Below are 13,074 nucleotides of genomic sequence, written 5' to 3'. Positions count from 1 at the left end.
CCCCCTTCACGGCGCCCCGAGGCGCTCGGCAGCGCGAATTCCCGCGCGCCGGGCGCCTTTTCGCTGCCCGGGACGCCTCTTGACGCGCGCACCGGCACGGCTTACGTTCATTCCATATCGCAGAACTACTTTTCCACATAGCGGAAAGCGTGGAGGGAAGTAGTCGCCGACAGAAGCAGGAGAGGGACCTCATGCCTCGTATGACCGCCGCCCGCGCGGCCGTGGAGATCCTCAAGCTGGAGGGCGTCGACGTCGCCTTCGGTGTGCCCGGGGCCGCGATCAACCCCTTCTACGCGGCGCTCAAGGCGTCCGGCGGCATCCGCCACACGCTGGCCAGGCACGTCGAGGGCGCCTCGCACATGGCCGAGGGCTACACCCGCACCAGCCCCGGCAACATCGGGGTGTGCGTCGGCACCTCGGGCCCCGCGGGCACCGACATGATCACCGGCCTGTACTCGGCGACCGGCGACTCCGTCCCGATCCTGTGCATCACCGGCCAGGCCCCGACCTCCGTGATCCACAAGGAGGACTTCCAGGCGGTCGACATCGCCTCGATCGCCGCGCCGGTCACCAAGGCGGCGACCACCGTGCTGGAGGCCGCGCAGGTCCCCGGCGTCTTCCAGCAGGCGTTCCACCTGATGCGCTCGGGCCGTCCGGGACCCGTGCTGATCGACCTGCCGATCGACGTCCAGCTCACCGAGATCGAGTTCGACCCGGAGACGTACCAGCCGCTGCCGGTCTACAAGCCCGCCGCGTCCCGCGCCCAGATCGAGAAGGCGCTCGCGATGCTGCTGGCCTCGCGGCGCCCGCTGATCGTCGCGGGCGGCGGCATCCTCAACGCCGACGCCAGCGACCTGCTGGTCGAATTCGCCGAGCTGACCGGCACCCCGGTCATCCCGACCCTGATGGGCTGGGGCGCCATCCCCGACGACCACGAGCTGAACGCGGGCATGGTCGGCCTCCAGACCTCGCACCGGTACGGCAACGCCACGTTCCTGGAGTCGGACTTCGTCCTCGGCATCGGCAACCGCTGGGCCAACCGCCACACCGGCTACAAGCTCGACGTCTACACCGCGGGCCGCACCTTCGTGCACGTCGACATCGAGCCCACCCAGATCGGCAAGATCTTCGCCCCCGACTACGGCATCGCCTCGGACGCCAAGGCCGCGCTCGCGCTCTTCGTCGAGGCCGCCCGCGAGCTGAAGGCCGAGGGCAGGCTGCCCGACCGCCGCGCCTGGATCGACTCCACGCTGGAGCGCAAGGCGACCTTGCAGCGGCGTACGCACTTCGACGACATCCCGATCAAGCCGCAGCGCGTCTACGAGGAGATGAACCGGGCCTTCGGCCCCGAGACGCGGTACGTCACCACCATCGGCCTCTCGCAGATCGCGGGCGCGCAGATGCTGCACGTCTACCGCCCCCGGCACTGGATCAACTGCGGCCAGGCGGGCCCGCTGGGCTGGACCATCCCGGCCGCCCTCGGTGTCGCCACCGCGGACCCGGACGCGCAGGTCGTCGCCCTGTCCGGCGACTACGACTTCCAGTTCATGCTGGAGGAGCTGGCGGTCGGCGCGCAGCACCGGATCCCGTATGTGCACGTGCTGGTGAACAACTCGTACCTGGGGCTGATCCGGCAGGCGCAGATCGGTCTCGACATCGATTTCCAGGTCAATCTGGAGTTCGAGAACGTGAACTCGCCCGAGCTGGGCGTCTACGGCGTCGACCACGTCAAGGTGGTCGAGGGCCTGGGCTGCAAGGCGATCCGGGTCACCGACCCGGCTGAGCTGGGCGCGGCGTTCGAGCAGGCAAAGAAGCTGGCGGCCGAGTACCGGGTGCCGGTGGTGGTCGAGGCGATCCTGGAGCGGATCACCAACATCTCGATGAGCACGACGGCCGACATCAGCAACGTCGTGGAATTCGAGGAGCTGGCCACCGAGCCGGGCCACGCGCCCACGGCGGTCGTGCCGCTGCGGGTCTGAGGTCCACGGGCCCGGCGGTCACGGCCCGGTCGTCACGCGGCTTCGGGCCCGGCGGTCACGCTCCTTCGGGCTTGAAGTCCTCCCGCAGCTCCACCTTGCGGATCTTGCCGCTGACCGTCATCGGGAAGGCGTCCATGATCCGCAGGTGGCGCGGCAGCTTGAAGTGCGCGAGCCGGTCGGCGCAGAAGTCCTTGATCTCGGCGAGGGTCGGCGGGTCGGCCGGGTCGCGCGGGATCACGCAGGCCAGGATCTCCTCGCCGTACCGCTCGTCGGGCACCCCGACCACCTGCACGTCGGAGATCTTCGGGTGGGTGTACAGGAACTCCTCGATCTCCCGCGGGTACACGTTCTCCCCGCCGCGGATGATCATGTCCTTGATCCGGCCGACGATGGCGAGATAGCCGTCGTCCCGCATCGTCGCGAGGTCGCCGGTGTGCATCCAGCGCCCGGCGTCCACCGCCTCGGCCGTGCGCTCCGGCTCCTCCCAGTAGCCGAGCATCACCGAGTAGCCGCGGGTGCACAGTTCGCCGGGCTCGCCGCGCGGCACGGTGACGCCGCTGACCGGGTCGACGACCTTGACCTCCAGGTGCGGCAGGACCCGGCCGACGGTGGCGGTGCGGTGTTCGAGGGCGTCGTCCATCCGGGTCTGGGTGGAGACCGGCGAGGTCTCGGTCATCCCGTAGCAGATGGACACCTCGGCCATGTGCATCTCGGCCATCACCCGCTTCATCACCTCGACCGGGCACGGCGATCCGGCCATGATGCCGGTCCGCAGCGACGACAGGTCGTAGTCGGCGAAGTCGGGCAGTCCCAGCTCGGCTATGAACATCGTGGGGACGCCGTAGAGCGAGGTGCAGCGCTCCTCCTGGACGGCGCGCAGGGTCGCGGCCGGGTCGAAGGAGGGGGCCGGGATGACGATGCACGCGCTGTGCGTGGTGATGCCGAGGTTGCCCATCACCATGCCGAAGCAGTGGTAGAAGGGCACCGGCAGACAGACCCGGTCCTCCTGCGTGTAGCCGACCGTCTCGCCCACGAAATAGCCGTTGTTGAGGATGTTGTGGTGCGAGAGCGTGGCGCCCTTGGGGAAGCCCGTGGTGCCCGAGGTGTACTGGATGTTGATCGGGTCGTCGCAGCTCAACGTCGCCTCGACGGCGGCGACTTGATCCTCGGACACACCGTCGGCGGCGGCCAGCAGGGCGTCCCAGGTCGGGTCGCCGATGAAGACGACCTCGCGCAGCAGCGGACAGTTGCCGCGCACCTCGCCGACCATCCCGCGGTAGTCGCTGGTCTTGTGGCCGGTGGAGGCGATCAGCACCTCGATGCCGGACTGCCGCAGGACGTAGTCGAGTTCGTGCACGCGGTAGGCCGGGTTGATGTTGACCATGACCGCGCCGATCCGCGCGGTGGCGTACTGCACCAGCACCCACTCGGGGCAGTTGACCGCCCAGATGCCGACGCGGTCGCCCTTGATCACCCCGCGGCCGAGCAGTCCGCGCGCCAACCGGTCGACGTCCGCGCCGAATTGGGCGTACGTCCAGCGCCGCCCGCTCGCCACGTCCACCAGGGCCTCGCGTGCGGGGTGCGCGGCGATCGCCCTGTCGAGATTGCGCCCGATGGTGTCCCCGAGCAACGGCGTCTCCCCTGTCCCGTGCGCGTAGGAGGGCTCGGCGCTCCGGGCCGCCGGGCCGCCCGCCGCGCTCACTTGTAGTCCTCCTCGTGGAATTCGCCGCTCCCGTCGTGCATCGTGCGTTCGCGCAGCTCGATGCGGCGGATCTTGCCGGAGACGGTCTTGGGGAGGTCGGCGAACTCCAGCCGCCTGATGCGCTTGTACGGGGCGAGGACGGCCCGCGAGTGCGCGAAGATCGCCTTGGCGGTCTCGCCGTCCGGGGCCCAGCCCTCGGCGAGGACGACGTACGCCTTCGGTACGGCCAGCCGCAGTTCGTCGGGCGCGGGCACGACCGCCGCCTCGGCGACCGCCTCGTGTTCGAGCAGCGCGCTCTCCAGCTCGAAGGGCGAGATCTTGTAGTCGGACGCCTTGAAGACGTCGTCGGCGCGGCCGATGTACGTGATGTAGCCGTCGGCGTCGCGCGAGCCGATGTCGCCGGTGCGGTAGAAGCCGCCGCCCATCGCCTCGGCGGTCAGCTCGGGCTCGCCCGCGTACCCGGTCATCAGGCCGACCGGCCGGCCCTGGCGCAGGTCGAGGCAGATCTCGCCCTCGTCGCCGGTCTCGCCGGTCACCGGGTCGACGAGCGCGACCGTGTAGCCGGGCGTCGGCCGTCCCATGGAGCCGGCCTTGACCAGTTGGCCCGGGCTGTTGGCGACCTGCACGGCGGTCTCGGTCTGCCCGAAGCCGTCCCTGATCAGCACGCCCCACACCCGCCGTACGTGCTCGATGACCTCGGGGTTCAGCGGTTCACCGGCCGCGACCGCCTCGCGCGGCGGGGTGCCGAGCGCGCTGAGGTCGGCCTGGATCAGCATCCGCCAGACCGTGGGCGGGGCGCAGAAACTGGTCACCCGGGCGCGTGCCATCTCGGCCATCAGCCGGGCGGCGTCGAAGCGCGTGTAGTTGTGCACGAAGACGGTCGCCTCGGCGTTCCACGGCGCGAACAGACTCGACCAGGCGTGCTTGGCCCATCCGGGTGACGAGATGTTGAGGTGGACGTCACCTGGCCGCAGCCCGATCCAGTACATCGTGGCGAGGTGGCCGACCGGGTACGAGAGGTGGCTGTGCTCGACCAGCTTGGGCTTGGCGGTGGTGCCCGAGGTGAAGTAGAGCATCAGCGGGTCGCCCGAGGGGGTCGGCCCTTCGGGTACGAAGCCGGGGTCCGCCGCGTACGCGTCCTCGTAGGGGAGCCAGCCGTCGGGGGCGCCGCCGACCGCGATCCGCGTGTAGTCGCCGGGGACTTCGGCGAATTTCCCGGTGTCCGCGGCGCGTACGACGACGTGCCGGGCGGCGCCGCGGTCGATACGGTCGCGCAGGTCGGCGGGGCCGAGCAGCGGGGTGGCGGGGATGACGACGGCCCGCAGCTTCATGGCGGCGAGCGCGGTCTCCCACTGCTCCGCCTGGTTGCCGAGCATCACCAGGACCCGGTCGCCCGCGCGGACGCCGCGCGCCCGCAGCCAGTTGGCCACCTTCGCGGACCGCTCGGCCATCTCCGCGAAGGAGATCCTGACCTCGGTGCCGTCCTCCTCGACGATCCACAGCGCGGTGCGGTCGTTGTCCTTCGCGATGGCGTCGAACCAGTCCAGCGCCCAGTTGAATTCCTCGGGCTCCGGCCACCGGAAGCCCTCGCGGGCCGCCTGGTAGTCCTCACGGTGCCGCAGCAGGAAGTCACGGGCGGCCCGGAAAGCACCGGTCGCGTCCGTTGCCGCCATCTGTCCTCCTCATCGATGGACCCCTCGGTAGCATCGTGCGGTAGTGACCTGGGTCTCACTACCCCCGGACGGGGGTGAGAGCCGGTGTCCGATTCCGTCCGGCCGGGAGTCACGGGCTCCTGGCCGGGGTGGACGGTCGGGGGCGAGGAGGTGGATCGGGTGGACGGTCAGCGGGGCGAGGCGGTCGAGGTACGGGCCGCGTTGCTGCGAATGCGCAGGTCGGGGCTGTTGCCGGTGGCCTTCGGCGGGCTGGTGACCGGCGCCGCGGGCCAGGCGGGCGGCTACGGCGCCCGGCAGTTCCGTATCTCCGAGATGTCCGGTACCGACACCGAGTCGCTGCGGGGCCTCGCCATCACCACCGGCAACGGTCTGGGCGGCAAGACCCTCGCCACGGTCCGGCCCTGCTCGGTCACCGACTACGGCTCGTCCCGCGTGATCAGCCACGAGTACGACCCGCCCGTCGCCGCCGAGGGGCTGCGCTCGGTGCTCGCGGTGCCCGTCGTCGTCCGCCGCCGGGTGCGCGGGGTGCTCTACGGCGCGCTGCGGCAGCCGTACGCCCTGGGCGACCGTCCGCTGTCCGTCGCCCTCGACGCGGTCCGCGAACTGGAGCAGGCCCTGGCCGTACGGGACGAGGCCCAGCGGCTGCTCTCCTTCTGCCAGCAGCCGCTGACCGCCGACCCCCGGGCCTGGGAGCAGGTGCGCGAGGCGCATCTCGAACTGCGCGCGCTGGCCACCCGCATTCCCGATGTGCGGCTGCGGCAGGAACTGCTGTCCGCCTGCGCCCGGTTGGCCTCGGCCGCGGTCCCCTCCGGCGCGGCGTCGCGGGTCCCGCGCCCGGCGCCGCTGACCCCGCGCGAGCTGGACGTGCTGGCCTCGGTGGCGTCGGGCGCCACCAACGCGGCGGCTGCCGCGCGGCTTCGGCTGCGGCCCGAGACGGTGAAGAGCTATCTGCGGTCCGCGATGCGGAAGCTGGGTGCCCACACGCGACTTGAGGCCGTGGTCGCGGCGCGCCGCGAGGGCCTGCTGCCCTGACCTCGGGCGGATGAACGGCGGCGTTATTGGGGGGCCTCGGCCGGGGGCCCGCGGTTACGCTCGTCGGACCTGCGGCGCGCCGACGGCGCGGACGGCGGGAGTCGAGGCGTGGAGGGGGACGGGATGTCGGTCGACCGGTTGGCCGGGTTCGCGGCGATGTCGTTGGTGCTGGTGCTGATTCCGGGTCCGAGCGTGCTGTTCGTGCTCGGCCGGGCGCTGGCCCACGGGCGGCGGACCGCGCTGGGCAGTGTGCTGGGGAACGCCACGGGCGCGTATGTGCTGGTGACGGCGGTGTCGGTGGGGCTCGGGGAGATCGTCGCGCGGTCGGTGACGGTGTTCGTGGCGCTGAAGCTGGCGGGCGCCGCGTATCTGGTCTATCTGGGGGTGAAGGCGTTCCGGCAGCGGGGCGCGCTGTCGGCGGCGATGAGCGCGGACGAACCGGCCGGGGCCGCCCGGGGGGATCTCCGTACGCTCTGGGAGGGGTTCGTGGTCGGCGTGACGAATCCGAAGACGATGGTGTTCTTCGCGGCCGTGCTGCCGCAGTTCGTCGACCGGGGCGCGGGGCACGTACACGAGCAAATGCTGCTGCTCGGGCTGGTGTTCACGGTGATCGCGCTGATCTGCGACAGCGTCTGGGCGCTGACCGCGTCGGCGGCCCGCACCTGGTTCGCCCGCTCGCCGCGGCGGCTGGCGGCGGTCGGCGGCACCGGGGGTCTGGCGATGATCGGCCTGGGTGTGACGGTCGCGGTCACGGGGCGCGCCGACCAGTAGGACGGACCCCGCGGCGCCGGATGTGACATGTACGCGCGCGGTGGACCAGCGCCCTCACCCCTCCCGCCCGGCCGTCGTGCCTGGTGGGACGGGTGGATCGGGTGATGTGATCAGAGGCACAGGGCACGCGGCAACGAAACGTTTGCGTTTCGATAGGTCGGGTCGTACCGTCGTTGGAGTACGAAACCGTTTCGTTCATGCAGCGGTTCCGGTCGGTTCCTGCCCGTCCCGTTCCTCCTCAGGAGTCCCGCCTCATGTCATCCCAGTCCACCGCCGACGCGCACGTCGGCGACTCCGCCGCGGCCTCAGGGCCCCTCGGCGCGGGCCCCACGGGCCCGGTGCAGAAGACAGAGAAGGCGAACCACCGCTGGTGGGTGCTGAGCGTCATCGCGCTCGCCCAGCTCATGGTCGTCCTCGACGCCACCATCGTGAACATCGCCCTGCCGTCCGCCCAGAACGCCCTCGGCTTCAGCGACGGAAACCGGCAGTGGATCGTCACCGCGTACTCCCTCGCCTTCGGCTCCCTGCTGCTGCTCGGCGGACGCCTGGCCGACCTCATCGGCCGCAAGATCGTCTTCCTGATCGGCGTCGTCGGCTTCGCGGGCGCCTCCGCCCTCGCCGGCGCCGCGCAGAACTTCGAGGTGCTGGTCACCGGCCGCGCCCTCCAGGGCCTGTTCGGCGCCCTGCTCGCGCCGGCCGCGCTGTCGCTGCTCAACACGACCTTCACCGACGCCAAGGAACGCGCCAAGGCGTTCGGCATCTACGGCGCCATCGCGGGCGCGGGCGGCGGTGTGGGCCTGCTGCTCGGCGGCGTGCTCACCGAGCACCTGAGCTGGCGCTGGACGCTGTACGTGAACCTGATCTTCGCCGTCCTCGCCTTCGTCGGCGGTATGGCCTTCCTGCGCAAGGGCGCTCCCGCCGACCGCCCCAAGCTCGACGTCCCCGGCACGGTCATGGTCGTCGCGGGTCTGTTCGGCCTGGTCTACGGCTTCTCGAACGCCGAGACCCACCACTGGGGCTCCCCGATGACCTGGGGCTTCCTGGTCGCGGGCGGCGTGCTGGTCGGCGCCTTCGCCTGGTGGCAGACCAGGGCCGCGCACCCGCTGCTGCCGCTGCGCGTCCTGCTCGACCGTGACCGCGGCGCGTCCTTCATCATGCTGGCGATCTCCGGCGCCGGGATGTTCGGCGTCTTCCTCTTCCTGACCTACTTCCTCCAGGCGTCGCTGCACTACACGCCGGTCAAGACCGGTCTGGCGTTCCTGCCGATGATCGGCGCGCTGATGGTCTCCGCGCAGATCGCCACCAACAACCTGATGCCGCGGTTCGGGCCCCGCCCGATCGTCCCGCTCGGCATGGCGATGGCCGGCGCCGGTATGGCCTGGCTGACCGTCCTCGACCTCAACAGCACCTACGCGGCGCACGTCCTGCCGCAGTTGCTCGTCATCGGCTTCGGTATCGGCCTGGCCCTGCCGCCCGCCATGAGCGTGGCCACCGCGGGGATCGCCGCCGACGACGCCGGTGTGGCCTCCGCGGCCGTCAACACCATGCAGCAGGTGGGCGGTTCCATCGGTACGGCGCTGCTCAACACGCTGGCCGCCAGCGCCGCGACGAGCTACCTGTCCAGCCACAAGCCGTCCCCGGCCGTGGCCGCGCAGGCCCAGCTCCACAGCTACTCCACCGCCTACTGGTGGTCGGCGGGCCTCTTCGCCGTCGGCTTCGTCCTCGCCGCCCTCATGTACCGCAGCGGCCGTCCCAGCCAGGGCGACACCACCGTCCAGGCCGTCCACATGTAAGCAAGCCTCCGGGCTCCCAAGCCCCCCGGCCCCGCAGTGAGCGGTAGTGGGCCGGGGTCAAGGGGACCGGGCCGCCGGGTCATCGTGGGGACGGGACACCCGGCACCCCCGGCCCCCCGACCGGCCGCCCGGCCAGTGCGCCGCCCCCGTGCGCACAGGCCGGGCGGCCGGTCTCTCTTTTCCCGCACCCTGTCCGACGGGTAGGGTGCGGCGCATGATCCTCCCCCACCGTGTCTAGGCAGCGGTAAGCGCCCACAGACGACCGGCCCCGCCCTGACGGCGGGTTGACGGCGCTGCGCGGCATACGCGAAACCGCCCGCCTTCCCCCGGAAACCCGAGGATCACCCCCATGTCCGCGCCTGCCCGGGCTGCGTCCTACGCTGCCGTCTTCCGCCTTCCCCATGCCCGCCGCACCTTCGGTGCGGCCCTTTTCGGACGCCTCGGCTACGGCGTCGTCTCGCTCTCCCTCGTCCTGTCCCTGACCTCCGCCACCGGGTCGCTGTCGCGCGGCGGGCTGCTGGCCACGCTCTTCGCGACCGTGTCCGTCCTGCTCGGCCCCGCGCGGGCCGCGCTCGTGGACCGCTGGGGCGCCAGGCGCGGCCTGACCACGCTGGCGCTGCCGTTCGCCACGACCCTGTTCGTCCTGGCCGCGGCCGTACGGGAGCCCGGTACGCCGCTGTGGGCGTTCGCCGGGCTCAGCGGCGCGGCGGGGGCGCTGTGTCCGCCGCTCGGGCCGACGATGCGCGCGCTGTGGGACGCGCTGACGCCCGACGAGGCGCTGCTGCAAAGGGCGTTCAGCGTCGACACGGTCGCGGAGGAGCTGATCTTCCTCAGCGGGCCGCTGCTCGTGGTGGCCGTGCACCCGGTGAACGGCCTGGTGCTCTCCGGTGCCCTGATCGGCTGCGGCACGCTCGCGATGGTCACCTCCCCCGCCGCCCGGCTGCTGCCGCCGCGCCACACGTCGACCGCTTCGGCGGCCGGGCGGCTGCGGCTGTTCGGCGAGAAGGGCGGCGGCGTCCGCAGGGCCGCGTACGCCGCCGCCGGGATCGGCTGCTGCCTCGGCTGCGTGGAGCTGTTCGTGATCGCCTTCGCCGACCGGCACCACCACCCCTCGGCGGTCGGCTGGATCCTCGCCGCGCAGTCGGCGGGCAGCGCGCTCGGCGGTCTGCTGTACGGCCGGATCTCCTGGCGGCTGCCCGCCGCCGCCCGGCTCCCCGGCCTGCTCCTCGTCCTGGCCGCGCTCGTCTCGGTCACGGCCGCCGCCCCCGTACTCACGGTGTTCGGCCTGTGCGTCGCCGCCGCGGGCACCTTGACCGCGCCGATCCTCTCGACCGCCTATCTCGCGGCGGCGGGCGCGGCGCCCGACGGCGCCACCACCCGCGCGACGACCTGGGTCAACTCGGCCGTCAACGCAGGGTCTTCGGCCGGTGGCGCCGTGGCCGCGCTGCTGGTCGCCGGCGTGCCGCCGGCGCTCTGCTTCCTCCTGGCGGCGGTCCCGCCGCTGCTGGCCGCCGTCGCGATCGGCCGGGCGCGGCGGACGAAGGGCGGGGCCGAGGGTCCCGTGCTCGCGGAGGAGGGCGGAGGCGTCTGAGCACCCGGCCGCGGGGCGGTGGGCGCGCCCTCAGAGCTTGGGGGCCGCCCGGTTGAGGCGCGTGGCCAGGCCCTCGTAGTGCACGACCAGACCGTCGGCGTCCACGTCGATCTCGCTGCGGTACGTGCCGGAGGCGTAGCCGAGCCGGGCCCCTGACATCAGCGGGGTCAGGTGGGTGTAGCCCTGGATGGAGGGGCGGACGGCGAGGGTCGGGACGGGGACGAAGGCCATCAGGAAGTCCTGATGGCCTTCGTTGCGGTGGAGTTGGTGCCGCAGCACCGGCATCGTGTTGGTGAGCGGTGACATGCCGAGGTCGCAGTCGAGCGCGCCGTCGAGCGCGAGGACGACCTGCCCGTTGGCCGTCCAGCGGCTGCGCTCGTCCCGGCGCAGTTCGAGGTCGTAGGTGCCGTCGACGGTGTGCGAGGTGACGTGCAGCCGCCGGGTCACGTACCCGGCGTCGGTGTCCAACTCATAGCTCAGCCAGTATGGTTCGGGCTTCAGTCCGACCGCGCGGCCGTGCGCGCGCAGCCGTCCGGCGGCCAGTTCGACCCACGCGGTCTCGTATCCGCCGGTCTCCTCGACCTGCCAGGTGAGTACGGTGTTCGGCGCTGTCATGGCGCAAACGTAACGTTCGCCCCGGATCGGACGCCATAAGCGTGGCGAGGACACATGGACGACGGCGGTCCGCGGCCGTGACCGGCGGACGCGTCACTCGATCGGCGGGTGCCGGGCGCGGGGCGGGCGGGCGGCCGAAGCGGCGCGCGGGCCCGGTCGGCGCGGTGTCCACGCCTCGACCTCGCCGAATGCGCGTCCGGCGGCCGGGTTACGGTGGCTGCATGCACGTGAGCCAGCACGACGGACCCGGTGACCGGACTCCCGAAGGACAGCCCCACGAGCAGACGGCCCCCGCGACGGCCCGCGAGACGCCCCCCGGGCCGGTCTCGCCGACCGCGGAATCCGTGCCCGTACCGGAAGGGCCGCTGTATGTGCCGGTGCGACAGGGGCCCGCGGGCTATGTCGTACGGCTGTGGCGCACGCCCGTCGGCAGCAGGACGGCGGTCGCCTTCACCAGTGACCAGCGGCTGCGCTCGGTGCTGGGGCCGACCCAGCCGTGGATCAAGCTCTCGGAGAGCGCGCTGCGCGCGATGGCCGAGCCGCTGGGCGCCCGGCATCTGACCGTCGACCCGCTGCTGACCGCCCGGCCCCCGGCTTCCTGGACCGATCCGGCGGCGGGCCGCCCCTGCCCGCGCCGCGGCACCGACGGCGCCGCGGCGGGCGCCGCTGAAGGGGACGAGGGCGGCGACGGCATACGCCAGCAACCGGCGGGCCTGGCACCGTAGTTCGCCGTTCGAGACCCCGGCACGCTGAGGGTGCGCCGCGGCGCACCCTGAGCACGTACGCCCCCGGCCTCAGCCCGCGGGCTGCACCTCCCCCACCATCTGCGCCGTCACGTCCCCGCGCCCCGCGAGGTCGCCCGGCGGGATGCCCGGGTGGTGCCGGTCGGCGGACTGCGCGGTCGCGGGCGCGGCGTCGCCGAGGGCCAGCCGGGAGACGATCCGGTAGCGGTCGCCGCGGTAGACGGAGTGGACGTACTCCACCGGGCGGCCGGTGGCGTCCTTGGTGAGCCGTTCGAAGAGCAGCGCCGGTGACAGGACGGGCACGCCGATCAGCCGGGCCTCCTCGTCGTTGGTCACGGTGGGCTCGATGGACTGGACGGCCTCGTGCACGTGGACGCCGTGCCGGGCGCGCAGGAAGTCGTAGAAGTCGCCGGACTCCATGTCCGCCGCGTGGAGGCCGGGCACGAGGTCGGCCGGGACGTGCAGGTATTCGATGGCCATCGGCTCGTCGTCGACCAGCCGGAGCCGGGCGATGTAGGTGATCTCGGCGGCCGGGGAGATGTGCAGCTTGCGGCCGACGCGGGCGCCCGCCTGCACGGTGGTGAACTCCAGGACGCGGCTGGCCCAGGTGCCGGACGCCTGCGGGAGGCGGTGCGCCTGGCCGTCGAGCGCCAGCTCCTGGGTGATCTTGGCGCGGGCGACGAACATGCCGCGGCCGTGTTCGCGGACCAGCAGTCCCGTGGTGACCAGTTCGTCCACGGCGGAGCGGAGCGTGGGGCGGGAGACGCCGAGCTGCTCGCACAGGGTGCGCTCCGACGGGATCGGGTCGCCGGGCGCGCGCGACTCGACCAGTTCCATCAGGTAGTCGCGGACCCGTTCGCGTTTCAGCGCCGAGCGCGGCGGCTCGCTGGCCATGGGGGGCACCTTCCTGCCGCCGACGGGTCACCGGTGTGCCGCCGTCGTGCGGGTGAGTTCGTATGACGTGCTGCTGAGTTCGGGGGACGTGCCGGTGGGTTCATGTGACGTGCTGGTGAGCTGAGGTTATCCAGATGCTGACCAGTATGCCAGCGCTCCTTGCCACCTGGCTTTCGGGGGCCTCATTCGTATACAGCCTGCGTGTGGCGGGTGCGCGGCGGACGGCGGGTCGGCGGGCGACGGGTGCGCGAACTCTTGACGTGCTCAGTGGTCTATGCCAT

General features: G+C 72.2%; 10 protein-coding genes. 6 read left to right on the top strand and 4 right to left on the bottom strand.

The window, feature by feature from the left end; all coding sequences use genetic code 11:
• The first annotated feature begins 191 nt into the window (after positions 1-191).
• Positions 192-1,979, top strand: a complete 1,788-nt coding sequence (gcl, locus tag ACFZAM_RS24985; RefSeq protein ID WP_391049438.1) for a glyoxylate carboligase — start codon at positions 192-194, stop codon at positions 1,977-1,979.
• A gap of 55 nt (positions 1,980-2,034) precedes the next feature.
• On the opposite strand, the gene ACFZAM_RS24980 is transcribed toward gcl, so the two are convergent.
• Entirely contained in the window at positions 2,035-3,681 is a 1,647-nt protein-coding gene (locus ACFZAM_RS24980) for an AMP-binding protein (RefSeq protein WP_391049436.1), read from the bottom strand.
• Positions 3,678-5,354 carry an AMP-binding protein gene (locus ACFZAM_RS24975; RefSeq protein WP_391049434.1) on the bottom strand — a complete coding sequence of 559 codons (1,677 nt, stop codon included), beginning with the start codon at positions 5,352-5,354 and terminating at the stop codon, positions 3,678-3,680. Before ACFZAM_RS24975 ends, ACFZAM_RS24980 begins: the two co-directional genes overlap by 4 nt.
• 210 nt (positions 5,355-5,564) lie before the next feature.
• Between ACFZAM_RS24975 and ACFZAM_RS24970 the strand changes: the two genes are divergently transcribed.
• The 4 genes from ACFZAM_RS24970 to ACFZAM_RS24955 all read left to right on the top strand — a co-directional run bounded on the left by ACFZAM_RS24970 (position 5,565) and on the right by ACFZAM_RS24955 (position 10,541).
• Positions 5,565-6,386 (top strand): LuxR C-terminal-related transcriptional regulator, encoded by an 822-nt coding sequence (locus ACFZAM_RS24970; RefSeq protein ID WP_355339491.1) that lies wholly within the window; start codon positions 5,565-5,567, stop codon positions 6,384-6,386.
• Positions 6,387-6,509: 123 nt separating this feature from the next.
• Positions 6,510-7,157 (top strand): LysE family transporter, encoded by a 648-nt coding sequence (locus tag ACFZAM_RS24965; protein ID WP_391049584.1) that lies wholly within the window; start codon positions 6,510-6,512, stop codon positions 7,155-7,157.
• Positions 7,158-7,411: 254 nt separating this feature from the next.
• Complete coding sequence (locus ACFZAM_RS24960) at positions 7,412-8,950, top strand: DHA2 family efflux MFS transporter permease subunit (RefSeq protein ID WP_355338913.1); 1,539 nt, start codon at positions 7,412-7,414, stop codon at positions 8,948-8,950.
• A 349-nt stretch (positions 8,951-9,299) separates the two neighbouring features.
• The gene (locus tag ACFZAM_RS24955) at positions 9,300-10,541 is read left to right on the top strand and encodes an MFS transporter (RefSeq protein ID WP_391049431.1); all 1,242 of its coding nucleotides are present in this window, start codon (positions 9,300-9,302) and stop codon (positions 10,539-10,541) included.
• A gap of 30 nt (positions 10,542-10,571) precedes the next feature.
• Here the strand turns inward: ACFZAM_RS24955 and ACFZAM_RS24950 are convergent, their stop codons facing one another.
• Positions 10,572-11,156: a putative glycolipid-binding domain-containing protein gene (locus ACFZAM_RS24950; RefSeq protein WP_391049429.1), complete on the bottom strand. Its 585-nt coding sequence runs from the start codon at positions 11,154-11,156 to the stop codon at positions 10,572-10,574.
• A 221-nt stretch (positions 11,157-11,377) separates the two neighbouring features.
• Here ACFZAM_RS24950 and ACFZAM_RS24945 point away from each other — a divergent pair, with 221 nt between their 5' ends.
• Positions 11,378-11,881 (top strand): SAV_915 family protein, encoded by a 504-nt coding sequence (locus ACFZAM_RS24945; RefSeq protein WP_391049427.1) that lies wholly within the window; start codon positions 11,378-11,380, stop codon positions 11,879-11,881.
• A 69-nt stretch (positions 11,882-11,950) separates the two neighbouring features.
• Here the strand turns inward: ACFZAM_RS24945 and ACFZAM_RS24940 are convergent, their stop codons facing one another.
• Positions 11,951-12,793 (bottom strand): GntR family transcriptional regulator, encoded by an 843-nt coding sequence (locus ACFZAM_RS24940; protein WP_355338901.1) that lies wholly within the window; start codon positions 12,791-12,793, stop codon positions 11,951-11,953.
• Positions 12,794-13,074: the final 281 nt, after the last annotated feature.

It is taken from the genome of Streptomyces sp. NPDC008079 (assembly GCF_042957385.1).
Classification (GTDB): Bacteria; Actinomycetota; Actinomycetes; order Streptomycetales; family Streptomycetaceae; genus Actinacidiphila.
This window is presented reverse-complemented; position numbering and strand designations above follow the sequence as displayed.

Excerpts from the sequence above, each read along its gene's own strand:
- gcl (WP_391049438.1), top strand. The coding sequence starts at position 192 with ATGCCTCGTATGACCGCCGCCCGCGCGGCCGTGGAGATCCTCAAGCTG.
- ACFZAM_RS24970 (WP_355339491.1), top strand. The coding sequence starts at position 5,565 with ATGCGCAGGTCGGGGCTGTTGCCGGTGGCCTTCGGCGGGCTGGTGACC.
- ACFZAM_RS24965 (WP_391049584.1), top strand. The coding sequence starts at position 6,510 with ATGTCGGTCGACCGGTTGGCCGGGTTCGCGGCGATGTCGTTGGTGCTG.
- ACFZAM_RS24975 (WP_391049434.1), bottom strand. The coding sequence starts at position 5,354 with ATGGCGGCAACGGACGCGACCGGTGCTTTCCGGGCCGCCCGTGACTTC.
- ACFZAM_RS24955 (WP_391049431.1), top strand. The coding sequence starts at position 9,300 with ATGTCCGCGCCTGCCCGGGCTGCGTCCTACGCTGCCGTCTTCCGCCTT.
- ACFZAM_RS24960 (WP_355338913.1), top strand. The coding sequence starts at position 7,412 with ATGTCATCCCAGTCCACCGCCGACGCGCACGTCGGCGACTCCGCCGCG.
- ACFZAM_RS24945 (WP_391049427.1), top strand. The coding sequence starts at position 11,378 with ATGCACGTGAGCCAGCACGACGGACCCGGTGACCGGACTCCCGAAGGA.
- ACFZAM_RS24940 (WP_355338901.1), bottom strand. The coding sequence starts at position 12,793 with ATGGCCAGCGAGCCGCCGCGCTCGGCGCTGAAACGCGAACGGGTCCGC.
- ACFZAM_RS24950 (WP_391049429.1), bottom strand. The coding sequence starts at position 11,156 with ATGACAGCGCCGAACACCGTACTCACCTGGCAGGTCGAGGAGACCGGC.